This is a genomic window from Nitrosospira sp. Nsp18 (assembly GCF_900103145.1).
Taxonomy (GTDB): Bacteria; Pseudomonadota; Gammaproteobacteria; order Burkholderiales; family Nitrosomonadaceae; genus Nitrosospira.
In genome coordinates, this window is the sequence record NZ_FMWY01000002.1 from 29,260 (window position 1) to 52,972 (window position 23,713).

The 23,713-nt window shown below is 51.7% G+C and carries 26 protein-coding genes; 16 read left to right on the forward strand and 10 right to left on the reverse strand.

Translation table 11 applies throughout. The features are described from left to right. Positions 1-8: 8 nt before the first annotated feature. The gene (gene coaBC, locus BLS94_RS01075; protein WP_090957506.1) at positions 9-1,220 is read right to left on the reverse strand and encodes a bifunctional phosphopantothenoylcysteine decarboxylase/phosphopantothenate--cysteine ligase CoaBC; all 1,212 of its coding nucleotides are present in this window, start codon (positions 1,218-1,220) and stop codon (positions 9-11) included. A 135-nt stretch (positions 1,221-1,355) separates the two neighbouring features. Between coaBC and radC the strand changes: the two genes are divergently transcribed. The 3 genes from radC (at position 1,356) to rpmG (ending at position 2,914) form a co-directional block, all read left to right on the forward strand. Beyond that, positions 1,356-2,030 carry a RadC family protein gene (gene radC, locus BLS94_RS01080; RefSeq protein ID WP_090957394.1) on the forward strand — a complete coding sequence of 225 codons (675 nt, stop codon included), beginning with the start codon at positions 1,356-1,358 and terminating at the stop codon, positions 2,028-2,030. A 446-nt stretch (positions 2,031-2,476) separates the two neighbouring features. Continuing rightward, complete coding sequence (gene rpmB, locus BLS94_RS01085; protein ID WP_090957395.1) at positions 2,477-2,713, forward strand: 50S ribosomal protein L28; 237 nt, start codon at positions 2,477-2,479, stop codon at positions 2,711-2,713. Between the two features lie 45 nt (positions 2,714-2,758). After that, the gene (rpmG, locus tag BLS94_RS01090; RefSeq protein WP_025041122.1) at positions 2,759-2,914 is read left to right on the forward strand and encodes a 50S ribosomal protein L33; all 156 of its coding nucleotides are present in this window, start codon (positions 2,759-2,761) and stop codon (positions 2,912-2,914) included. 140 nt (positions 2,915-3,054) lie between these two features. On the opposite strand, the gene BLS94_RS01095 is transcribed toward rpmG, so the two are convergent. The 4 genes from BLS94_RS01095 to BLS94_RS01110 form a co-directional block, all read right to left on the reverse strand. Beyond that, the gene (locus BLS94_RS01095; protein WP_090957396.1) at positions 3,055-4,227 is read right to left on the reverse strand and encodes a DesA family fatty acid desaturase; all 1,173 of its coding nucleotides are present in this window, start codon (positions 4,225-4,227) and stop codon (positions 3,055-3,057) included. Between the two features lie 247 nt (positions 4,228-4,474). Beyond that, on the reverse strand, positions 4,475-5,092 hold the full coding sequence (locus tag BLS94_RS01100) for a cysteine hydrolase family protein (RefSeq protein WP_090957397.1): 618 nt from the start codon (positions 5,090-5,092) through the stop codon (positions 4,475-4,477). 131 nt (positions 5,093-5,223) lie between these two features. Further along, the gene (locus BLS94_RS01105; protein ID WP_256325228.1) at positions 5,224-5,691 is read right to left on the reverse strand and encodes a DUF2269 family protein; all 468 of its coding nucleotides are present in this window, start codon (positions 5,689-5,691) and stop codon (positions 5,224-5,226) included. Further along, positions 5,688-6,962 carry an SDR family oxidoreductase gene (locus BLS94_RS01110; RefSeq protein ID WP_090957398.1) on the reverse strand — a complete coding sequence of 425 codons (1,275 nt, stop codon included), beginning with the start codon at positions 6,960-6,962 and terminating at the stop codon, positions 5,688-5,690. The genes BLS94_RS01105 and BLS94_RS01110 overlap by 4 nt, the downstream gene beginning before the upstream one ends. 103 nt (positions 6,963-7,065) lie before the next feature. Between BLS94_RS01110 and BLS94_RS01115 the strand changes: the two genes are divergently transcribed. The 11 genes from BLS94_RS01115 (at position 7,066) to BLS94_RS01160 (ending at position 17,805) form a co-directional block, all read left to right on the forward strand. Next, on the forward strand, positions 7,066-7,608 hold the full coding sequence (locus BLS94_RS01115) for a hypothetical protein (RefSeq protein WP_218124715.1): 543 nt from the start codon (positions 7,066-7,068) through the stop codon (positions 7,606-7,608). 379 nt (positions 7,609-7,987) lie between these two features. Next, the gene (locus BLS94_RS01120) at positions 7,988-8,521 is read left to right on the forward strand and encodes a DUF421 domain-containing protein (protein ID WP_072766350.1); all 534 of its coding nucleotides are present in this window, start codon (positions 7,988-7,990) and stop codon (positions 8,519-8,521) included. 84 nt (positions 8,522-8,605) lie between these two features. Continuing rightward, entirely contained in the window at positions 8,606-9,148 is a 543-nt protein-coding gene (locus tag BLS94_RS01125) for an inorganic diphosphatase (protein WP_072766659.1), read from the forward strand. Continuing rightward, entirely contained in the window at positions 9,145-10,071 is a 927-nt protein-coding gene (locus BLS94_RS01130; RefSeq protein WP_090957399.1) for a CHAD domain-containing protein, read from the forward strand. Before BLS94_RS01125 ends, BLS94_RS01130 begins: the two co-directional genes overlap by 4 nt. Beyond that, on the forward strand, positions 10,046-10,810 hold the full coding sequence (locus BLS94_RS01135) for an inositol monophosphatase family protein (RefSeq protein ID WP_218124716.1): 765 nt from the start codon (positions 10,046-10,048) through the stop codon (positions 10,808-10,810). The genes BLS94_RS01130 and BLS94_RS01135 overlap by 26 nt, the downstream gene beginning before the upstream one ends. 168 nt (positions 10,811-10,978) lie before the next feature. Further along, on the forward strand, positions 10,979-11,332 hold the full coding sequence (locus tag BLS94_RS14440; RefSeq protein ID WP_143021629.1) for a hypothetical protein: 354 nt from the start codon (positions 10,979-10,981) through the stop codon (positions 11,330-11,332). A 73-nt stretch (positions 11,333-11,405) separates the two neighbouring features. Further along, the gene (locus BLS94_RS01140; protein WP_090957401.1) at positions 11,406-12,566 is read left to right on the forward strand and encodes a zinc-dependent alcohol dehydrogenase; all 1,161 of its coding nucleotides are present in this window, start codon (positions 11,406-11,408) and stop codon (positions 12,564-12,566) included. A gap of 309 nt (positions 12,567-12,875) precedes the next feature. Beyond that, a complete protein-coding gene (locus BLS94_RS01145) occupies positions 12,876-13,199 on the forward strand; it encodes a hypothetical protein (protein ID WP_090957402.1) in 324 nt (107 codons plus the stop codon). After that, positions 13,196-15,838, forward strand: coding sequence for an NAD(P)-binding protein (locus tag BLS94_RS01150; RefSeq protein WP_090957403.1), 2,643 nt, complete (start codon positions 13,196-13,198; stop codon positions 15,836-15,838). The genes BLS94_RS01145 and BLS94_RS01150 overlap by 4 nt, the downstream gene beginning before the upstream one ends. A gap of 19 nt (positions 15,839-15,857) precedes the next feature. Next, a complete protein-coding gene (locus tag BLS94_RS01155; protein ID WP_090957404.1) occupies positions 15,858-16,661 on the forward strand; it encodes an amidohydrolase family protein in 804 nt (267 codons plus the stop codon). A gap of 1 nt (position 16,662) precedes the next feature. Beyond that, positions 16,663-17,805 carry a glycosyltransferase gene (locus BLS94_RS01160; RefSeq protein ID WP_072766356.1) on the forward strand — a complete coding sequence of 381 codons (1,143 nt, stop codon included), beginning with the start codon at positions 16,663-16,665 and terminating at the stop codon, positions 17,803-17,805. A 4-nt stretch (positions 17,806-17,809) separates the two neighbouring features. Here the strand turns inward: BLS94_RS01160 and BLS94_RS01165 are convergent, their stop codons facing one another. The 5 genes from BLS94_RS01165 to BLS94_RS15140 form a co-directional block, all read right to left on the reverse strand. Next, positions 17,810-18,742, reverse strand: coding sequence for a YihY/virulence factor BrkB family protein (locus BLS94_RS01165; RefSeq protein WP_090957405.1), 933 nt, complete (start codon positions 18,740-18,742; stop codon positions 17,810-17,812). 191 nt (positions 18,743-18,933) lie between these two features. Further along, entirely contained in the window at positions 18,934-20,487 is a 1,554-nt protein-coding gene (locus BLS94_RS01170) for a hypothetical protein (RefSeq protein WP_090957406.1), read from the reverse strand. 395 nt (positions 20,488-20,882) lie between these two features. Continuing rightward, on the reverse strand, positions 20,883-21,143 hold the full coding sequence (locus BLS94_RS01175) for a hypothetical protein (protein WP_090957407.1): 261 nt from the start codon (positions 21,141-21,143) through the stop codon (positions 20,883-20,885). A gap of 94 nt (positions 21,144-21,237) precedes the next feature. Further along, positions 21,238-21,582, reverse strand: coding sequence for a hypothetical protein (locus tag BLS94_RS01180; protein ID WP_090957408.1), 345 nt, complete (start codon positions 21,580-21,582; stop codon positions 21,238-21,240). A 540-nt stretch (positions 21,583-22,122) separates the two neighbouring features. Next, positions 22,123-22,812: a PEP-CTERM sorting domain-containing protein gene (locus BLS94_RS15140; protein ID WP_256325229.1), complete on the reverse strand. Its 690-nt coding sequence runs from the start codon at positions 22,810-22,812 to the stop codon at positions 22,123-22,125. Positions 22,813-23,221: 409 nt separating this feature from the next. Between BLS94_RS15140 and BLS94_RS01195 the strand changes: the two genes are divergently transcribed. Together BLS94_RS01195 and BLS94_RS01200 are read left to right on the forward strand one after the other, a co-directional pair. Then, the gene (locus BLS94_RS01195) at positions 23,222-23,491 is read left to right on the forward strand and encodes a helix-turn-helix domain-containing protein (RefSeq protein WP_090957410.1); all 270 of its coding nucleotides are present in this window, start codon (positions 23,222-23,224) and stop codon (positions 23,489-23,491) included. Continuing rightward, complete coding sequence (locus BLS94_RS01200) at positions 23,488-23,709, forward strand: hypothetical protein (RefSeq protein ID WP_090957411.1); 222 nt, start codon at positions 23,488-23,490, stop codon at positions 23,707-23,709. Before BLS94_RS01195 ends, BLS94_RS01200 begins: the two co-directional genes overlap by 4 nt. Positions 23,710-23,713: the final 4 nt, after the last annotated feature.

Consider the following 23,713-nt stretch of genomic DNA (forward strand, 5'->3'; position numbering starts at 1 on the left):
AATTTTTTTCACGCTTTTTGTTTTTCCTGCAGCAATGAAACATGTTTAATCAAACGCCGTGCCTGCTCTATTTTCTGCGCTCGCGGTAAATGATGCTTGCCAGCATCGTCGAATAGAGTCAATGTACAATCTTCAGAGCCAATCGCTTCCTGGGCCAGGTTTGCGGCGAGAAGCGGCAGTTTTTTCTTACGCCGCTTGATTTCGGCATTCTCCTCAAGATTTTCCGTCTCTGCGGCAAAACCGACACAGAAAGGCGGATCGGCAAGCCCTGCCGCATATTCCAGAATATCAGGATTGGGTATCAGTTCGAGTGTAATGTTATTACTGGTTTTCTTTGTCTTCTGCTTGCTGGTGCTTTTGGCCCGGTAGTCGGCTACTGCCGCGACACTTATAAAAATATCGACACCTGAAATTTTATTTTCCACGGCTTCAAACATATCTTGCGCGCTTGTCACCCTGACGACCTTCGCCGCAGGGGGCGCATCAAGACAAACAGGACCGGAAATGAGAATGACCTCCGCCCCGGCTTCAAGTGCTGCGCGCGCGACTGCATAGCCCATTTTTCCGGAACTTAAATTGGTGATTCCCCTGACGGCATCGATAGCCTCGTATGTGGGCCCGGCAGTGATGAGTACGCGCTTGCCTTGCAACAGCCTGGGCTGAAAAAAAGAATGCAACGTTTCAGCAAGTTCATGCGCTTCAAGCATGCGGCCCATACCGGTCTCTCCGCATGCCTGGGCGCCACTGGCGGGACCGAGTATTGTTACATTATCCCGCCGCAGCGTAGCCAGGTTCCGTTGAGTTGCAGGATTTTCCCACATTTGCCGGTTCATGGCCGGAGCGATCAGCAAGGGGCAATCGCGCGCAAGACACAATGTCGATAAGAGGTCATCGGCAAGACCATTGGCAAGTTTGGCAATAAAATCGGCGCTGGCAGGCGCGATGAGTATCGCATCCACGTTGCGCGAAAGATCAATATGAGCCATGCTGTTGGCGATGCTCGCGTCCCACAGTTCAGTAAACACCGGCTTACCGGTTAATGCCTGCAACGTTGCCGTACCGACGAAATGGCAAGCCGATTGGGTCATTACCGCCTGCACGTCCGCGCCGTCATGCATCAAGAGACGCGCCAGTTCCGCAGCCTTGTATGCGGCCACCCCGCCGGTAAGCCCCAAAAGCAGGCGTCTGGCTCTTTGTCTTTGTAAGGACGTGTCAGTCATAATCATAGGATCACTTTTAGCAGGAAGGAGTTTAACCTAAAAACAGCGTCTCATTGCAGAGGGCGGCTCTCGCTGCCGCAATGATTTTGGATCTCCCACCTGACCTTCACGTTTTCATTTGGCACCCACACTACCATGGCAATTTCCGACTGGCCTGAATCCGAGCGTCCGCGCGAGAAACTCCTGAAAAATGGACCGGCGTATCTTTCCGATGCGGAACTTCTGGCGATATTCCTGCGTACGGGTATGGCCGGAAAAAGCGCCGTGGACTTGGCGCGAGAACTGCTCCAGTGCTTCAACGGATTGACAGGGCTGTTTGCCGCGGATCAAAACGCTTTTTGCCAGGTAAGAGGAATGGGCCCAGCCAAGTATTCGCAATTACAGGCGGTAATGGAAATGGCGCGACGTGCGCTGGAAGAAAAGCTGAAGAGTGGCGACACCATGAGCTCGCCGAAATCAGTACGCGATTATTTGCGCCTCAGTCTTCAGGGTAAAAAGCATGAGGTCTTCGTGGCTATTTTTCTCGACGCTCAGAATCGTACCATTGCGACCGAAGAGTTGTTCAAGGGGACCCTCACCCAAACCAGCGTATACCCGCGCGAAGTGGTAAAACGAGCGCTGCATCATAACTCAGCCGCCATTATCTTCGCCCACAATCACCCTTCCGGTATCGCGGAGCCGAGCCAAGCCGACGAAATCCTGACTCAATCTCTAAAGCAGGCGCTTGCTTTGATAGATGTGAAAGTCCTGGATCATTTTATCGTTGGCGCGGGCACGGCGATGTCATTCGCTGAGCGCGGACTGATATGATCCTAAATCCGGCAGTTGACCGATCATTTGTAAACTAAACGCTATAGTTGAAGAATTTTTTCGTACCCCATGAGCCGCACTTTTTTGGTGAGTTCGCTACGGAGCGGATTGAACAGTTTTTACGGCACAGCGTTGCAACTCCTTGGAATGGAATGGCGCCCCAAAGCGTCGCACGAGAAGCCCCGCGAAGCGGGGATCGGGCAGCGTAAGGGATGCCGCGATCGCGTTCCATGTGCATGGCGCGCGCACATACCCGCTTCAGGTTCGCACCTTCCTGCGGAAGGCACTGCCCGCCCTGTGCGGTCGCATTCCGCGTCGTTGCGCCTTGCTCCGCACCCCAAAAACTGCTCGCTCCACCCCTCCAATTGCCTGGTTTAGGATAATTTGAGGAAATCCTTGAAATCGGGATATAATGTCGGTTTTTCCGATTTTGGGAGTGGATCACCATGGCACAAGTATGTGAAGTCACCGGAAAGAAACCTATGACCGGCCACCACGTTTCCCATGCTAACAACAAGACTAAACGACGCTTTTTACCCAATTTGCAGCGGCGCCGGTTCTGGGTTGAGAGCGAGCGACGCTGGATCAGCCTGCGCCTGTCTAATGTAGCGCTCCGTACAATAGACAAGAATGGTATTGACGCGGTGCTGGCAGGAATGCGCGCACGCGGGGACAACATTTAAAAGTCGGGAAACGGCATTCAGGCTTGGGAATATAAGGACACTATCATGAGAGAAAAAATAAAGCTCGAATCTTCGGCCGGAACCGGCCATTTCTACACCACTACCAAGAATAAGCGCACCAAGCCAGAGAAAATCGAAATTTCTAAATTCGATCCGGTCGTACGTAAGCACGTCAAATACAAGGAAACCAAACTCAAGTAACATCATAGCTGGAGGCTGCGCCAGGAAGCCCTCAGAGGATGAAGCGTAGAGATATAGAGATATTAAAAACGTACTAAAAAAAACCCGCCAGCGGCGGGTTTTTTGTTGATGCTACGGTTATAACGCTTGTCATATTTAACTTAAGCAGCGTAGCAGCGTAATCTGCGGGAAAAATTTTGCAGCACTTCAATACCGCTTTCTTCGGCACGGTGGCACCAATCCTCTAACTGCTTGACCAACTCGTCTTTGGAAGAAGTCGAGCGTTGCCACACCGCCATAAGCTCCTCTCGCATCTTATAAACCTTGTCAAGCGTGCTGGTCTTGCTTAGCACCAGGTTCAGCTTGACACGTTCGTCTTCCTGCAGGGTCTTGGAGTCGGCAAGAACCCAACGTTTAAGGGTAGAACGATCTACGCCGAGGTTCGCGGTCCCGTCCTTCACATGATCAATTTCCTTTGCCAATGTATGCTTGAGGAACTGAGCATATTTTGCCAGCACTTCGTAACGATGAGAAATAACAGCTTGCAGTGTATCGAGATCGCAGGTTGTCTTGGCGGCATCCAGGCGCAGTTTGGGTGCAACCTTCTTCACCTGGGCCAGCCCCATCGATTGCAGAATGCATATATACATCCAGCCTATGTCGAACTCGTACCACTTGTTGGATAAACGCGCAGAAGTGGCATAGGCGTGATGATTATTATGCAACTCCTCTCCGCCAATGAGAATCCCCCAAGGTACGATATTGCGGCTGGCATCTTCCGCCTGGAAAGTGCGATAACCCCAGTAGTGCCCTACACCATTGATGACGCCAGCAGCCATGATGGGCGCCCATGCCATCTGTATCGCCCAGATCGTCAGCCCGATGGGACCGAATAAAATAAGATTGATGATCAGCATCAGTGCAATACCCTTCGCGCTATGCTTGGAGTAGACATTGCGCTCCAGCCAGTCATCCGGCGTACCATGACCATATCTTTCCAGGGTTTCCAGGTTCTTTGCTTCTTTCCGATAGAGCTCGGATCCTTCTCTCAGCACTTTGCTGATGCCGAGCACTTGCGGACTGTGGGGGTCGGCCGCGGTTTCGCACTTGGCGTGATGCTTACGATGTATTGCCGTCCATTCCTTGGTCACCATGCCGGTAGTAAGCCACAACCAGAAGCGAAAGAAGTGGCTGGGCAACGGATGCAACTCAAGCGAGCGGTGCGCCTGATGGCGGTGCAGGTATATCGTGATACCGGCAATCGTAATATGGGTAAGACCCAGGATGACTGCGATATACCCCCACCACGGCAAGTCGATAAGACCTAAAGTCATAGATGTGTGACCTTTTAAGATAGCTGCTGAAGAGAACGGATATTACGGGGAGAAAGGATACCGCAATTTAAAACTAAATGAGCATTTAGTCAAGGAATTGTTCAGTCTTGGTGCGGCTTGGCGCAGATAGAAAGGCGAGGGGTAACCTCGTCGCTTACGGCAGGGCACGACCTTACAGCCGAAGTAAAGTTGGCGGTTTCAACGCCGCTTAGGCGCTCAGGCGCTTAACGCTTGCTCAGGGCAAACATCACTTATTGCGCCCCCTGCCCTTCATGAGAATTTTTTTCCAGAATAACTGTTCAAAGTCGATCTGGAGCGATGCTGTGGTGTTTGCCTTTAATGTCCTGCGCATCTGTCCAAGCGCATCGGTATGCCTCTGTTTAGCCACTGAAGCACAGCAATCCGAAGGAACGAAAATTTTGAAGTCTCGCAGATACCCGTCGTTGGCGGTAAACAAAACACAAGAGTCGGTCGTAAGTCCGCAGAGAATCAACTTCTCCGTTTGCAAGCTCTGGAGCAGAAGGTCCAGAGGCGTCTGGAAAAAACCCGAATGCCGGGGCTTGAGCACGAAATAATCATCTTGCTGGGGAACCAGCTCACGGGCTATCGGCGCTCCGCGTACTCCATTGCTTACACAACGTGCCACCAGATGCTTGAAATCGGATTGCCATTGACCAAAGTTATCATTGACGTACAGGCAGGGAATACCGCGCTTTTTTGCTTCAAGCTTAAGCCGTGCGATGTTCCGCGCCATAGGTATGGCGTACTCGACGAGCTTCTCGCCTTCGTCAAACTCCAGATCATTGATTACGTCAATCAGGAGGAGCGCGACGGAACATTCATGAATTACGCAATTATCGTCCATCGGTCACCCATCTTCCCGCCGCTCCACGCGCAAGGTTTCAGAATATGCTATTAAGATTTTGTGCGACTGTCATTGGGTCCCTACCGACTCTGCCTAATGCTGAAGCATAACCTCGCACGCTTTGGAAAGACTTATACCGGCTTGGCCACCATTAAATAGAACACGACAACAAGCGCAACGAATGCCGGAATACCCAGCGCAACCCAGCATCGGAAGTAGCGCCAATACAAAGCGGGTAAATCGATCTTTCCCTTGCTGGCATCAACCGCCAAACGCTTCATATTTATTTGCAACCAGACTACCGGGAGCCAGCAAGCAGCCGCAAGCAGGTATAAGCCTATCGACCACATTATCCACCGGCTGGTGAGAGGAATGTCCGCGAGGTAAACGAGATAGAAACCCGTGATGGGTTGGATAATAATTGTCGTTGCGGTAAACAACCAATCGGCAGTAACAACATTTTTGGCAACCGAGGCCACGATCGGGGGATTCCTCGTCAAGCTGGCGTGAAACATATAGAAGGCTGTGCCTATGCCCGTGCCGAATAATAATGTTGAAGAAAGGATATGCAGCCACTTTGCGGTAACATAATCCATCATCGCTTCTCCAGTTCATACAACAACAAAATGACCGCAAGAATAGGCAGGTTTTTTATCAGTGGACCAAAGGGGTGCAACCAGAATTCGGGAAGAAAAAAAGTGATGGTAACGGTATAAAGGCCGATGAGGCTCACCTGTGCTATCCACAGAAACTTGCGATGCCGCAGGAATAATGTTCCCAGTCCGAAAGCAATATCCATCGCAGCGGCGCCGTAGAGCGCCATAGGTGCGAGGCCGCCCGTGATTCCCACCGCAGCGAGCAGAGCATAGCTCTCCTCTACCGGATAAACTCCCATCGATACGACCCCAGCAACCAGCCATACCGCCGCCAGAGCAAAGCGCAGTACAAGCTGTAGCCAGCTCATAAGCGCTGACATCCGTAGCCCTTCCACACCCCAGCGGGACGTAAATTCGCTAACCGGTCGAGGATCCCGACCCAAAAGCGCTCGAGTTGGCCCCGGCTCCGCCGTATTGCCCCGTTGGAGCATCTGCCATGTCTCCACGTCCAGCAAGCCCTTTCCCAGCCAAGCGCCCATCTGCGCAGCCGTATCGACGAAACTTGCGGGAATACGCAAAAATGTGCCGGGGCCCAGCCCCATCAGAAGCCGCAGTTCGCTTAAATAGCGCTCCAGGGAAAGGGGTCGCGGGCCCACGAGAGGTATACGCTGGCCGATATATCGATCGGCTTGAACCAGCGCCACCACGGCCTGAGTGAGATCATCGATATGAATTGGCTGTATTTGCTGGTCACCCGATCCGGGCAGAGGAATAACCGGCAAACTTGCGATGAGGTTGAAAATTCTCGCGCTCGCGCCGCCAGCTCCATATACGAGCGACGGTTGCACTATCACGGACCTGTTCGATAAGGCGAACAAAGCGTCGTCCGCGGCCTTTTTACTGAGGTGGTAACGGCTGCGCGCCTTCTCATCCGCACCCAGGGCAGAGATTTGCACGACTTTGATATCCCCAGCGGCACATGCTGCGAAAAGCGCTCGCGGGGCCCGATTATGAAGCGCGTCGAATGTTTGCCGGCCATGTTCCCGTAATATGCCTACCGCATTGATCACCACGTCGACGCCCGCAAGTCGTGTTTTCCAGACGTCCACATCGAAGTCACGAGTGTAATCGTTTATGATATAAGCAAAGCCGCCCAGGCTTTCCGGTGGCGTGGATGTCACCCCGCAAACAATTTTGTGTCCCATATCCGCAAGCGCCCCAACCAAATGGCTTCCGATAAACCCCGTGGCGCCTGTGATCAAAATAGTAGGCATTGTCGAATAGCTGAGCTGACACGATTATTCAAGGAAGAATCCGGCCAAGATTTTTTTTAAGCGGGATATCATAACGAAAACGAAATAAAGTATAGTTTCAGCCATGGATGGATCTACAAAAAAAAACTGGGGTCAATCAATTCGTGAAGGCCTGGTTTCCGGCACCATCGCGAGCATTGCTTCAACCATTGCACTTTCAATTCTTGGCAAAACTGAATTAGGCAAAACGGCTGCTCCTATCAATGGCCCGAGCCAGTGGATATGGGGAAGACACGCGCCCTACCAGGACCGCTTTAGTCTGCGATACACAATCGTGGGCTATGCAATACATCATGCGGCATCAGTCTTTTGGGCTCTCTGGTATGAAAAGCTGCGCCACCGGCTGGGCCCGGCCCAAAGCGCCGCAGGTGCACTGGCGCCTGCTGTCATAACTGCCGCCGCGGCTTACGCGGTCGACTTTCACTTTACGCCCAAACGGCTTACGCCCGGGTTTGAGCACCGGCTATCACAGCGCTCCTTGCTAATGGTTTACGGAACTTTCGCGCTCGGATTGGCCGCGACAGCTTTAGTAGGCCATTACAAGTCAAGTCTCCCGGCAAATACCGCTGAGCTTCCCAAAAAAGCTTGTTCCCGACACGCCAGTTGAGCGGGCTGAGTTCAAATAACGTCCATTTGCGGCTTTCAGCTCCGAATTCCGCTTCGGCTGCCATCGAGGTCTAGAACGTCGGCACTCCCAGTTGCGTGTAGGGCTACTCACGCTACATTAGCTCATCCCTCATCCACTCCACTCTACCTGAAGATAAGCAAGCAGAATGTGCGTTATCGTACTGAGAAATTTTGGTCGAAGTCCTATTGTTCAGGAGCAGCATCAAACAGATGAAACAGGTTCGGTCAGGCGCTAGCGGAGCGCAGGAAGCGGTGGAGCGGCTGCTTGTTGCTGAGCAATAATAAACGCAATTTTTGTTCAAATTTTCGGGACTAAAGTATTGACGGCAAGCGTGCCGGTAATCCTTCCGTTAATCTAAATGGTCGATTGGTCTGAACTCTTTGGCTTCTCAGTAAATCCGGTCGAAATCTTTGTACGCGGGACCGTCATCTATTGGTTCATTTTTTTTCTGTTCAGATTCTTGCTGCGCCGCGATATCGGCGCTATTGCCATAACGGATGTGATGCTGCTTGTCCTTATCGCGGATGCCGCCAGTAATGGCATGTCTGGCGGTTATGACTCGATTACCGATGGCTGTATCCTTGTTGCCACCCTTGCCGGCTGGAATTATGTCCTCGACTGGATAAGCTTTCATTTCCCCGGCTTGCGGCGTCTGATCCAGCCGCCTCCGCTCGCTGTCATCAGAAATGGCAAAATGCAGCGTAAAGCCATGCGGCAGGAGCTGATTACGGTGGAAGAATTACAATCTAAACTGCGCGAACAAGGCATCGAGAACCTCGATGAAATAAAAATCGCTTGTCTTGAAGAGGATGGTGAAATCAGCGTGTTACGGCACGAAAACCAGGAAGCGCAGCCGGTCCCCGGTAGTTCAGCGGGAAAAAAAGTTACTTAGCAGAAGCAAGCTACGTCCTACGGTCAAGCGTGTTCAGGTGTATGACGGATTCATCTTGAAAATCAAATGGGAAAGGAGCATCACATGAATGACTCTCTGTTTACCCTGAAGCCAAGAACCGAGTCAGGCCTTGTCAACATCATTGTCGATACGCCGAAAGGCAGCCGCAACAAATTCAAGTATGACGAGAAAACGCGGTGCTTCCGCTTGAGCCGAATTCTCCCAATTGGCGCCTCTTTCCCTTTTGATTTTGGCTCCATTCCAATGACAAGCGCAGAAGATGGCGACGCGCTCGACGTGCTTGTGATCGGCGACGCTCCAAGCTTTCCGGGATGCCTCCTGACAGGCAAACTGATCGGCACGATATCCGGTGAGCAGACGGAGAAAAATAAAACGATACGCAATGATCGGCTCCTCGCCGTGCCGGTCACTCCGGCAAATCCCCCCCTGTTTGAGCACATTGATGATTTACCCAGCGGCTGGATAACTGAAATAGAGCATTTTTTTATATCGTATAACCGTGTGCAGGGGCGTGAATACAAGCCCATTAAACGCGGGGGTCCGAAAGTGGCAGAAGAAACGTTGGCCAACGCCGAGCAGCGTTACAAGCGCGAGCAGAAACAATGAAATCCGCAAATCGGTCCATCCAGTCCGAGACAGCGGGGCATCCGGCCGAAAAACTGCTGCGTACGTCGGTCGGCGAAGCGCTGGAGCGCCTGCAAGCACCACAGCCGATCTCGGACGAAGCCATTCACGACGCACGGAAAGCCTTGAAAAAGGCACGGGCCGATCTTCGGCTGCTGCAGGACGGAATGAGCAAACCGACTTACCAGGCGGAAAACGCCGGCCTGCGGGATGCAGGGCGTTTTCTATCCCCGTTGCGTGATGCCAGATCATTGATCAAGGCATTTGATTCACTCCATGCTCGATATATCGACGAATTGCAAGGGGTTGAGCTTGCTCCACTCCAAAAAATATTACATGGGAACCTGGCAAAGGCGCGACGCCACCTCCATCCCCAGGGTAAATCAGCCGATTTGGGAAACTGCATACGTCAACTTGAGGATAGCCTCGACCTGGCAAAACAGGGGGATTTCTCGTCTATCAATTCCTCGACCATTGGCCCGGGATTGCGGCGCATCTATCGCAAGGGTCGCAAAGCCTATGCTGAAGCGAAAACCGTCCCCACTACAGAAGCGCTTCATGAATGGCGAAAGCAAGTCAAGTATCTACTTAACGCGATGGATGGGCTTCATTCCGCCAAAAAAGACCGGAAAAGAGGCACGATGGTAAAAATCCTGAAGCGGGCCGACCGGCTTGCTGACTATCTAGGGGACGATCACGAGTTCGCTATGCTGGCACAGGAAACCGCACGCGGCGCCTACGTCGCGATTGATGGCGATGTGATAAAGAAATTGGACGCGCTCATAGAACCTCGCCGCGTGAAACTGCAAAAACGCGCGTTCAGATTGGGAAAGAAGCTCTATGACGAGAAACCCAGACGATTTACCAAGCAAACAGGCGTTGGCGTTCGCTCAACTTCTGGCTGACATCGCGCGTCCAAACGCGCTTCGGTATTTTCGCGCGCCTCTGGACATTATGTGCAAGGCCGACAGGAGCCCGGTCACAGCGGCGGATCACGAAATCGAAAGCGCCCTTCGCCAGGTGATTCACCAGCGATATCCACATCATGCCATTATCGGCGAAGAATACGGGAAGGTGCGAGGCAGCAATTACAGTTGGATTCTCGATCCTATCGACGGCACAAAAAGTTTCGTCATGGGAAACCCTCTTTTCGGCACGCTCATTGGCCTGATGCATGAAGACGAAACTGTTATCGGGCTGATCGATGTCCCGGCGATGGGAGAACAATGGGCAGGAGACGGCGAATTTACAAGATTCAACAACAGGCTCAATGTCTGTTCGGCCACAGTCAGCGGTTGTCACCTTATTGAGCGGGCACGACTGTACGCCACGCCCTCGCCACATTTTGCCTGCCCCGATGAACGAAATGCCGTTGATACGCTAAGCAGACATGTTGCAATCGCGCACCCCACCTGCGATTGCTATGCGTACGGGCTGCTGGCTTCGGGGTATTGTGATCTGATTGTGGAAACGGGTCTTCAACCCTATGACTACTTACCCGTTGTCCCGATTGTAGAAGGCGCCGGCGGATGGATAACCGATTGGAAAGGTCGCCAGCCTGGTCTGAATTCAGATGGACGCATCGTTGCAGCAGCGAGCAAACCGCTATTGGATGCAGCCATCGACTCGCTGATGCGCTTGTAATATCCGGGAAACTCGTTTCTCGTTCCCTATAGGATCATTTCCTCCCACCGCCTCCCCAACGTTCATGTACTTCCTAAGTGCGATGCCGCACCGAAAACAAGGAAGCTCCGGCGTAACGTCTTATCGCCGTTTTGCCATTTTGCCATTTCGCTAAAATCAGGAGCAATCATGAAACGCTATTCACTATTTACAACTCCCCCCTCGATACTCGCAGGTGCGTTTTTCCTCGTGTCGGGGTTGGCTTATGCTCAGGTTACACCGGGACCCGGGGGCTCCATCGTTGGGCAGCCGCCCGGACAAAACAGCAATATTATCGGACAGCCAGTTCCGGGACAGGGTGTCCCCACTCCATATCCACCCGTATCAGGGAGCCAACCGGACTCCAGAATAATTACGGGCACTGACCCAGTAAAGGATAAATTGAATCGGGCAAATAGAGACGCCGCCGACATAGATCGTGACGGAAGAATAAGCCCGGAAGAAGCTTCAAGGGTCCCACCCGGCGCTCCCGTGATCAAATAGGGTTCGCCTGCCGGAGCCCTACTAACCGGTCACCCGGTTTTTTTCCCGAAAAACGCCAGGAAGGAGAACTCGGATGCATGCGCTTACCTATCACGGAAGTTACGACGTTCGGGTGGATACCGTACCTGATCCGATACTCCAGGAACCGGACGACGTCGTTCTCAAAATTACGGCTACCGCGATCTGCGGCTCGGATTTACATCTATATCGAGGGAAAATGCCCGAGCTCAAGGATGGCGATATCCTGGGCCACGAATTTATGGGGGTAGTTGTCGACGCCGGATCCGAGGTGACCGCGCTACAGAAGGGTGACCGGGTAGTTGTGCCGTTTGTCATTGCCTGTGGCGAATGTTTCTTTTGCGAAAAGCAGTTATTTTCAGCATGCGAGACAACGAATCCAGATCGCGGCGCAATCATGAACAAAAAGAACGTGCGCTCAGGCGCGGCGCTCTTTGGCTATACTCATCTGTACGGAGGCGTCCCTGGCGGTCAGGCGGAATATGTGCGCGTGCCAAAGGCCAACGTCGGCCCGATCAAGGTTCCCCAAACGCTAGCTGACGAACAAGTCCTATTCTTGAGCGATATTCTGCCGACCGGTTATCAAGCCGTACTTAATGCCGGTATCGGTCCTGGATCAAGTGTTGCTATCTTTGGCGCCGGCCCTGTCGGGTTGATGGCAGCCGCCTGCGCTCGCATGTTGGGTGCGGAAAAAATTTTCATGGTCGACCATCATCCGTACCGGCTCGAATTTGCCCGCGAAACATATGGCATTTTTCCCATCAATTTTGATGAGGTCGATCCTGCTGAAGTTATTATCGACAATACCTCATTCAGGGGTGTCGATGCTGCTATCGACGCCATCGGTTTTGAAGCGAAAGGCAGCGCGCTGGAAACCGTCATGACCAATCTCAAGCTTGAAGGCAGCAGTGGAGTCGCACTACGTCAATGTATTGCTGCCGTACGCCGTGGAGGTACGGTCAGCGTGCCCGGGGTTTATGCGGGCTTCATACATGGATTCCTGTTTGGCGACGCTTTTGAAAAAAGCTTGATATTCAAGATGGGCCAGACTCATGTACAGCGTTTTCTGCCCGAACTGCTAGACCACATCGAATCGGGAAAATTACACCCTGATGCCATCATCAGTCACCGTATGCCCCTTGCTCAAGCCGCCGCTGCCTATAAGATTTTCGACAAGAAAGAGGACGACTGCCGCAAAGTTGTTCTTACACCCTAGCACCCTTTCAGACTTAAAGGAAATTGGCAGGTGTTGCCATGCAGTTCGCACGTGCACGGCTGTGCTCACATAAGGGGCAAGGTTGGGCCACAACCTATAAATGCCTGAGTTGAGAAGAATGTACGTTATCGCACAGTGGTCGTCTATAAAAACCTCGATCATGACAGCATCGCCCCTGTCCAGCCCCAGCGCACGATCGGATATCAGCATGAGCAATGGCAATAATCGGCTTCAGGTGGATTCAGGCGACTTCAGGCATGGCGTGACAGACATCGACCGATGGATCTTATATGCATGGTGTGAAAGACGATGATAAATAACCGCATATTTCAATCCTATTGGCAAGCAGGCTATGAGGGTGCGGATCACGTCAACGGCACAGGTCTGTCTTTGTCCATTAATAACTCGACGCAGCATCCGAAACTCGCATATGACAACTATTTACTGCTTGCGGATTTTGAGATCGGGATTGTGCGCGAGAGCGTCGATTGGCGAGCTGTAGAGAAAGATGGGCACGTCGATTTTTCATCAATCGAATCGCGCGCGCGTACCGCGAAGGCGCTTCGATTACATGCGTCTTCCCGCATCATTTTCCAACTCAAACCCCACCTGACGACCAAGGAGCCGCAATGACGACCATTATTGTTTTTTCCCACCTCCGCTGGGATTTTGTATACCAACGGCCACAGCATCTCCTGTCCAGACTGGCGGAAAATTACAAAATTGTCTTCATTGAAGAGCCGATTTTTCATGAGCATGACAGTTTCCTCGAAACATCCATGCCCAGCCCGAACGTAACCGTACTCAAACCTCACACGCCGGTTGCGGCGCCCGGCTTTCATGACGAGCAATTGCCGCACCTGATCAAGCTGATGCGCCAGTCGGTCGGTATCGATGAAGAACATATGGCATGGTTCTACACTCCTATGGCGTTGCCGTTATTGCAGGAGTTAAACCCCTCCCTGGTGATTTACGACTGCATGGATGAGCTCGCTGCTTTCAAGAATCCTCCCAAGCAGATGCTTCAGCGCGAGAATGCATTGCTGAAAGTGGCCGACATTGTTTTCACCGGAGGTCCCAGCCTTCATCGTGCAAAGCGGGAGCGTCACAAAAACGTCCACTGCTTCCCGAGCAGTGTCGATACGGCGCACTTTGAACAGGCACGCGACCGTAGCAATGCACACCCCGCACACGAGGATATACCCGGGCCAAGGCTGGGCTATTATGGGGTAATAGACGAGCGTCTCGATACAGAACTCATCGGGCGAGTTGCTGATGCACATCCACAGTGGCACATCATTCTTGTCGGACCGATCGTAAAAATAGATCCATCCACGCTACCACGTCGTCATAATATCCATTATTTGGGGCAGCAATCGTACAAAGGGCTGCCACATTTTCTGGCTGGCTGGAATGTCTGTCTACTACCGTTTGCACTGAACGAATCGACCCGTTTTATAAGCCCCACGAAAACGCTCGAGTACATGACAGCCGAACTGCCTATAGTGAGCACGGCGGTCACTGACGTTGTGGCGCTTTATGGGGAGGTGGTAACAATCGCGGAAACGCCGCAGGCCTTTATCAAAGCCTGTGAGAATGCGTTACTGACCACGCCTGAAGAGCATAAACGAACGGTTGTCAGGATGAGAGAAATGGTTTCGGCAACGTCCTGGAATAGGACGGCGGAAAAAATGCACGAGCTGATGCAACTCGCGAGTGCACAGAAAGAAGAGTCGATGGGCATTGCACGGTCACAGGTAGAACTGAATATGCCTATTCGCCACATTGTTCAGCCAGCGTTGGCGGAAAACAAAAAATGCGTCATTATCGGTGCGGGCCCCACCGGGCTGAGCGCTGCCTATCACCTTGACGAAGAGACCCTGTTGCTGGACAAGAACCCGACAGTCGGGGGATGGTGCCGGTCGATCGAGGACAAGGGCTTTACCTTTGATCACGCTGGACACATCATGTTTTCGAACGATGCCTATGTCCACCAGCTCTACAAGATTTTACTTGGCAACAACGTCCACTGGCAGAATCGTGAAGCCTGGGTCTACAGCAAAGGTGTCCATACTCGTTATCCCTTCCAGGGCGCACTGCACGGCCTGCCGCCCGCTGTAATCAAAGACTGTATTGTTGGGGCAATCGAATCACGCTATGGTGCCTTGAAGAATTCGGGATCCAAACCGGTAACGAGCGCTTGCCAAGCGGTAGATGGCGCAGCCGCAGTGCTATCCGACTGTTGCGCTGACGGAACTACGCTTGAAGCTGGTACAACGTCGTCATCTGATGAAGCGGCCGTGACAAGAAACAGATCGGAAAATTTCGAGGATTTCATTTACCGGATGTGGGGCTCGGGTATAGCGAAACATTTTGCCATCCCCTACAACAAAAAGCTTTGGACGGTGCCTTTGGCGGAAATGGAAACGTCATGGCTTGGAGGCCGCGTTCCCTTGCCGGATCTGGAAGAAATCATTGAAGGGGCCCTGCGTCCTGTCGCCAAGCCGATGGGGCCCAATGCACGCTTCGGCTACCCGTTGCGCGGAGGTTTTCAAGCAATGATGTCCGGATTTATTCCCCATATTAAGGGCGCCATTGAACTCAATGCCGATGTCGTTCACATATCACCGGATCAGCATTTGATTACACTCGGCGATGGGCGGCGTTATCGATATGAGAATCTGATCAGTACCATGCCGTTGCCTGAGCTCATCCACCGTATAGGCGACGACGCGCCTCAACGGGTCAGAAACGCTGCGGCTGCGTTGCGCCATGTATCGGTACGCTGCGTCAATCTCGGCATTGGTCGCGAAAACATTACCGACAAACACTGGATTTACTATCCTGAAGATACGATTTTCCACCGTATTTTTCTTCAGGGTAATGCAAGCCCCGGTTGCAATCCACCGGGCGGATTCGGCCTTACGTGCGAAATATCCTACTCGCCAGCCAAACCGCTTCCAGTAGAGGGGCAGGCGCTGATCGACCGGTGCGTAGAGGATTGCATCAACGTCGGAATATTGACTCGCGGCGATAAACTGGTGACTGCAAACACGATTGATATGCCATATGCTTACGTCGTATATGATCACGTCAGAAAACAAAACGTTGAAACGATCAAAGGATGGCTTTCGGAACACGATATTATCCTCGCTGGCCGCTACAGCGAGTGGGAATATTACAACTCCGATCACGCTTTTCTGGCGGGAAAAAAAGCGGCGGAGTCAGTCAAGCAACTGAGACCCATAGAGAAAATTTGCGTGGCGGAATAGCCGTGACTTATTTCTAAACATGATAATAGACGCCCACATCCATTGTTCTGGCGAAGAACAGGTAGACGATGTTCTACAGGCCCTGGATGCGGCGGCAGTCGACAAGGCAATTTTACTTGCGCCATTTTTAAGCGGAAATTATTCGCTGCATGACAGGACCACGCTACGGTCCGCCAACCAGTATCTCGCCCGGCTCATCGCCCACCACAGGGACAGATTGATCGGATTCGCAGTGGTCAATCCTTCGCTCGACAATGCATCTGAAGATTTGCGCCAGGCGCATGACCTTGGCCTTACCGGTCTAAAAATGGTTCCTGCGGGCTGGTACCCCTATGATGATTGCGCACATCGCATTTATGAAGCGGCATCCCGCCTGAAAATACCGATCCTGTTTCATAGCGGAATTTTCATTGATGGAAAATCCGGCCGTTTCTGCCGCCCCGCGTTTTATGAAGCTGTACGGGATCATCCGGATTTACGCGTTACCCTGGCTCACCTCGGATGGCCATGGTCCGATGAGGCAAATGCTGTCGGTTTGATTGATCTTATTAATGGCGTGCCACCTGATAACAGCCAGTTTCGCTTCGACGTTTCATTTGGTGCGCCTCCGGTTTACCGTCTGGAAGTGCTGAGAAAGGCAATCGCGGTCCTGACACCCGAATTGTTGCAATTCGGCAGCGATGTATTTTTGCCATGTAGCGGCGAGTTGATTAAAAGCCGCATCAGTGACGTTTCAGACTTGCTGGAGCGCCTCGATATAGACAAACGCAGCCGCCAACGAATTATGGGGGGGACAGCGGCCGCCTGGCTGGGGATAAATTGACATGAAAATAATATCCACTACGGAACGGCCGATTAACCTGCTCCAGATTATTGGAGGCTCCATCGTCGGCGGAATGGAAAATTACGTCCTGCGGCTGCTACAGCGTTTGCCCGGCGATGCATTTCATGTCACTTGCTTGTGTATAGCCGAGAGCCGCTTTACCGCTCAACTGCGCGATATTGGTTGCAGTGTCCATACGACGCCCATGACTGATGAGCCTGAGTGGCAATCCCTCCAGCTTGGGGTTAGCCTGATACGCGCCGAGGCCATAGACGTCATACATGCGCACCTTCCCAATGCGCATTTGCTCGCAGGTATCCTGGGCAGGATAACCGAGAGGCCAGCATTGGCAACAATTCATGGCCGCTATCTGCATATACGTGATTTTGAAGTGCATAAGCTGATGCAGACCCATATCTGCGTAGTTGCGAAATCGGCCTATTTTCATGCATTGAACCTCGGCGTTCCGGCGAGTAAATTGCGGTTTATTGCAAATGGAGTTGATACGGAAATTTTCCATCCTATGGCCAAGACGGATTATCTCCATTCCATTATTAATGTTTCCCCTGCAACCCCACTCATTGGATTTATAGGGCGCTTGTCACATGAAAAAGGTCCGGAAGTATTTGTACAAGTTGCCAGCATGGTCCATAAGAAATGTGAAAAATATCATTTTGTGCTCGTGGGCGATGGGCCCATGCGGCAGAAACTGAAGGATGACATCGATAATATGGGTCTGAATGGTTATGTTCACATGGCCGGCCTTCAAAGTGATATGCCTCAGGTTTATTCCTCTCTCGATCTTGTGGTTTCGACTTCTTATTCCGAAGCGATGCCTCTTGCAATAATAGAAGCAATGGCATCGGGGCTGCCGGTAATCGCAACAAATGTCGGTGGCGTAATCGACATTGTCGAGGTAGGACGCACCGGATTGCTGAACGGCGTTGGCGACCTGAACGGCATGGCAAATAATATCGTAACCATGATGTCGGATGAATCCGCGCGGATAGAAATGGGAAAGGCAGCCCGAAAACGGACTGAAGCGAATTTTGAACTCACCAACAGCGTCGGCCAAACCTCCGAGCTATTAAGTTCTCTTACCCAAATCGGATATCAGGGCGAGCGCAGCATCGGGCAGTACTGAACATTTACCGATATAGCCGGTTATCCTGGTTTTCCATGGAATTGCTTCTGTGCGGCGCAACTTCAGCGCCAGCATTAGAGAGTAGCCGGTTTTTTCGTGATCCGTGAGTATGAGAATATATCCAGGTGAACTCAACCCCGAGTAGAAAAATCTGAGCCGAGTAATAAACCCACACCAGCACAACCACGAGCGACCCCGCAGCGCCAAATCCTGAGCTAATGGCGCTTTTCCCGATATAGAGACCGATCAATAGCTTGCCCACGGTAAACAGCAGCGCCGTCACGGTCGCCCCTGCCCAAACATCCCGCCAGTGTATTTTGACCTTTGGCATAAATTTGTAAAGCATCGCGAACGCTACGATCGTAACAGCCAGGCTGAAAATAAAATTTACCACGGTCGCCAGCATTTCGAGATCGGAAAATAAAGGTCCCCACCACTTTCCCAATGCCGCCACCGCGGCGCTGAACACAAGCGAAACCATCAGTAAAAAACCGATTCCAAGTACAACGCCAAAAGACAGCAAGCGCGACCTGATCAGCGTCCAAATACCTCCTTTTTTATCTTTTCCGGGGGCACGCCAGATACGATCGAATGCGTCCTGTAATTCGCCGAACACGGTTGTTGCGCCGATTACGAGCAGTACTATTCCAATAATCGTCCCAGCCGCACCCTCTTCCGGCTTACTGACGCTTTTAAGCAAGCTCTGCACGGCCTCGGCTCCCTGTTCGCCCATCAATCCGCGTAATTGACCAAAAATTTCGCCGCGCACCGCATCTTCGCCGAAGACAAGCCCCGCGGTCGAAATCACGATCAGCAGCAGCGGCGCTATCGAAAACATAGTGTAGTAAGCCAATGCAGCGCCCATGCTCGGTGCATAATCATCGAGCCATGATGAAAAAGAAGCGCTGACCAGATTCCATGCTTGCTTGATATTCACGACGTCATCCTCTTCCTCTTGCCCGCCCCCGATGCACGGGGAGAAACGCGATGATTCCACGCACGCCCATCGGGGAAAAAGAACCTGTAAAGGGTCACCTCCTCGCACAAAAGTGTACGGCTTACCCAACCACCATAGCGGAAATGGCCCAATCAATATGTACGATATTGCACAGACCACTTCGGGTCTGATTACGCCGATTTATAAATCTGGTAGGCGGGATCCGTCGAGCCGGGCAACAGCTCGAAGTTATCCAGGATGTACTGATGGATTAGCGGATGTGTATTACGGAAACGCAACTCCTCTCGCCCATCGAGCGGCAGATCGTATATCAAAATAAAGCCGGGATCAGCGGCGCGGATGCGTTCGATCTCCAGTTGTTGATAAACTTCATCTCGCGGAAACAGCGCATAGATCTCCCACATGGGAGATTTTCTTGCCAGCAGTGGATAGGCTCCGGGCCAAAAAGGGGTGGCAACAAAGCTTCGATCATGTGGCGCATATTCATCAGCGAGCTTTCGAAGCAGGCGGACATCGCCCGCTATATCTGGAGTAACGTTCAGCTCGCTGCCGGAAACTTCGATATTCACGCAGTGCTTGCTGGTGTCACATTGCCAGCCTGGATGAAAGACAAGCATCACCCATAGACTTGCTCCGCCCAGCAAGAATATCGAAGGCCACTTGATCCTGGCGGGTTGCGCGGCCAGCAGCGCCAGACAGCCCACCAATAATGGAAAAATGCCCTGTGCGAGATGACCGACATCAGCGCGGGAATAAGCATAATGCGCGTAAGGCAGCGCCAGAAATGCGGTTGCAACCAGCACTGGCGCAACCGCATTTTGACGGAATTTTTCCCAGGTCACCCATGCGATTGTAATGACACCAAATGTGATTGTCCCGATAAAAAAAAGGCCGACCAGTACTCCACGAATCGCTTCGCCGACAGATGCCGAGCCGAATGGCACTGTCCACGGCCAGGGAATAGGCAAAGGAAGATTAGTGGCCTTGACTTCGAACAGGAAGAGGATGCTTTTCCAAAAGGCGATCGCAAAACCCGGCACTAGCCACACCATGAGAAGCACGGGGGCAAAGCCAACGATTACGCCCGCAGCCCAGAGCATGGACCCCTTGATAAATCCTGGCTGATCCACTCGCCTGATTGTTAGCCAGGTCATGACGCCAAGACTACCCATGACACCATATACGCCATGATTGCGGCCAAAAACAGCTACCAGGCCTACACATGCGCCAGCAAAAAAATAACGCATGCCGGTTGGATTGCGAATCAGGAAGGTCAACCCACCGATCAGCAGAATGGACAGTGAAATATCGAACAGCTTATGGCGCGGAAACATCCATAGCGCAAGCGTACCTGCCGCAAGCAACAGGTAGACCAAGCTCTGGCTTTTAGTACTTCGAGCGATCAGAAGCAAGCCGGCGAATAGTCCAATCACTTGAAAAACCGCCACCGCGCCACGCAAAGCCATAATGCCGTTGTCGCCCCACAAGCTCATGAGCGAGGCAGACCAGTAATAACGGCCAGGATCGTAGGACATGAAATCCCGGATGGGTACTTCGCCCAGCATCACGCGCTGCGCGCCGTACCAGAGATAACCCTCGTCCCACAGGTTGAAGCCCTTATGCCCCTGCCATAAAAAGAGAGCAAGTACAACAGCGCTGGAAAGAACCAGTATTGACGATGCTTGAAGTGTTTTGAGCGTGTTTCCTTGATGCTTGCTGAACATTGATGTCGACGGGCCTAAGGCCGGGGGAAACAAGGCAATTATTATTGCATGATTTTATCCTTGTCCATCTCCATCCTCATCGCCCCTCGTCCGTCCACTGGGGCTTTTTGCAAGACGTTATGTAGCAAGCCTTTGATTACGGGCAATCTCGATTTCATACTGCCGCTGTCATATTCTTCGGAAAGGTTCCTAGAGGTTTCCAGAAGGCGTAAAAAAAAGTTAAGTAGTGCTTAGCTCACCAAGCGCAACGCGACGCACGGGTTACCCAGGGTATGCGAATTAGATGATAACCGGCCTTTCGGGTTTTATTTTCAAAAAAAGAAAACAAGATGACACAGATAGCATTTGCATGAAGCTATATGCCAGCAGAAATTTTCATAGATCGCATTTGTACTTCAGCCCAACCCTTGTCCAAGCCTGACGCTGGCGGGTACTTCCGCAAACCTGATTTCACGATCTTTTTTTAAGCCGGGGCCAGCTTTGTCGCGGTATTTATTATCCATTTTTTGTGGGCTCTTACCATCCAGCTTGCCCGGTACCTGCTCGTGAATCTCACGATCTTTGTCCGAAACCGGCGCTTTTTCTCCCGCCGCAACACCAAAGCTGGAAACAGCTATGAAACAGGTAATAATGGAGGCGGAAATAGTTTTTATCATTTTTATATCTCCTTGTATTTTGACCTTGAAGCTTCAGGTGTGTAAGGGCCAGGCTGATTAATAATGGCCGAGGCGGTCGGGGGGCAGTGCCCTCTTAATACTCCCTTTTATCTTGATCAACGGTTGAATCCGTGCCGGATTTGGGCTCGTTTTTCATTTCGTCCCTGCTTCCTTTGCGATCCTCTTTTTTTGTTGCCGCGTCACTTTTATGGGGCTCGCCTTTTTTGATAACACCGTATTCCTGCCCCGTGGGCGTCTCGCCGCGCTTGTATTGATCACCCGCAGATTGCCCAGGCACGGGGCTGTCCATGGGCCCTTGCTGGGCGTGAACCAAATTCGATGCAAAAAAGGCCAGCATCAACCCGGCGATACTTAGTGCCACCCCGACGGAAGACAAAGAATGCGCAGCCCCCTTTTCCGATGTTGAAAGATAATTCATCACGTGCTCCTTGATCTCGCCAGCAATATTGCTGTGTACAAACGATACGTCATGTTCATTCCCCCATTCAGTGCGCTACCGCACGGGAGAAGCGAGGCGGCCTTAACCTGGCGGCGGCTCTCCCCCGGTACCATGGCATTTTATTTCCCACACCAGGCGCGAGGATATCACCGCACCAATCCGATTGAAGGTCGGAATCGATTCCTCAGAAAGAAGCGTATATTCAGACATGCACAGATTTTTGGCATCGATATCCAGCCATTCGGCAGCCCTTTGCCTTGATTCCGGGCTGCCGTCGTATAAGCTTGTAAGGGAATAAACGCTTGAACCATCTTCTATCCTGACAGGTTCGTGATCGTCTGCTGTCGAAGCGCAACCAGCCAAAGCAGGAACCAGAAACAGGAAGATTTTCAGTGGATTCAAAATCAGGAGTAATGGAGTTTGGGAGATCGAAAGTAGACGTATGTTACATCTCAAGCGTAAAAAAAGAAAAAGCCACGAAAGGACTTTTGCCCCTCAGTGGCTAGGAGTCGGCTCTACCTAAAAAGCGTTTTTGCGACGATATTTCGTGAAGCCCAGCAGACCAAGGCCGGCCAGGAACATAGCGTATGTTTCGGGCTCGGGTATGGGTGATACCGTGTTGCCGATGAATGAGGTGCGTAAGGCTTCAACTCTCTGATCACCGAAAGAATAAGTAAACGAAACATCAAATCGTTTCGTTTCGTTGGGGGCAAATGCGCCTAATGAAAAAATAGGAATAAGATCAGTCGAGTTCCGGGTTTCTGGAGGATAAGGTGCGTCCGTACAACTGACTGATCCGCTCTGGCAAGGTTCAGTCAATGGAAGCGGTTGACTTCCCGTCAAATCGGCAAGATCCCCCATGAGCACTGTGCTAGCGGCTGGACCAGTCAAGCTGACCGTGAGGCTGGTGCCAGTGTTGTTGAAGTTGTCGGTAAACCAACCATTTAAATCATTACGCCATTGCATGGGCAGGTAAGTGGAATTATCAACATTCGGCCACGCGAAAGGAATAGCAAAGCTCAATGCCGGCAAGGGGTCGGCAGTATCGTTCCGGGCAAAAAGGTTTTGATAGGTGACAACGTTGCCGCTAATACTTCGTTCCGTTAATTCGTCTCCATTCCAGGTCGAAGAAGGATCATCCTGAAAAGTAAATGCTGCTGCGGGCGCGGCAACGACGATGGAGGTGGTTATCATCGCCAGGCCGAACAATCTACTTATAAAATTATAAGTGTTCATTATCGTCCCCTTAATTTACCGGTTATTCATGATTCCCATTTGTGCAACATAGGCTTCCAGGCCCAGGCCATGCAATAGGCCGAGTGGACTATTCGAATGGGGAGAAGAATAGCCGCCTATTCATGCAGGGCGCGGATGCGAGAGTAAAAACTCGTGGCCGGGCATGACGCATAGGCTGCATTTCACGAAGTGTAAGTAGGACCGATAACCGATACGCGGCCATCCGTAAGAAATTTAAGCTGCTTCCATGGATAAGTACCGCTGTGTACCGCTGAGTCCATGCTTGACTTTTCCTACTCAGCTTAATAAACGAGGTTTGAGCGAGCATCGTTGATCAATTAGTGATATTATTTGATCGACCTCGATTAATAATGCCTTCCAAATGATTAGCTGCCGACTATCCGCCATTCTTGGAGCCAAGCGACTTAAAGTCGCCGATGTTTGCCGCGCGACGGGTATCGCCCGAGCCACGCTGGACAGGTACTACTATGACCGCGTGAACAGCTTTGATCGCGTGGTGTTGGAAAAGCTTTGCAGATTTTTACAGGTGAAACCGGGGGATTTGCTCATGATGATCGAGCAGAAAGACTTGTTTGAGACTTGGATCGCACATAGCCCTACTTCCATATTATCGACCGGGGATAAAGCATGATAGAGCGTGAAGTAAAACTTCTGCTTGACGCTAACGCAGTAAAACAGGTGCAGGTACATTACGCCATCATGTCCGATGGTTATATGGTTGTGATTGATGGCAAACCCCTGGAAACAGGAAAGCGTGAAACCCGCGAATTCAGGACACTTGATTCAGCGGCTAAATTGCTCTTCAAGATTGGAATTGCGAATTTTTCGGTTAAGCTCAAGACGAGCTGAAGTG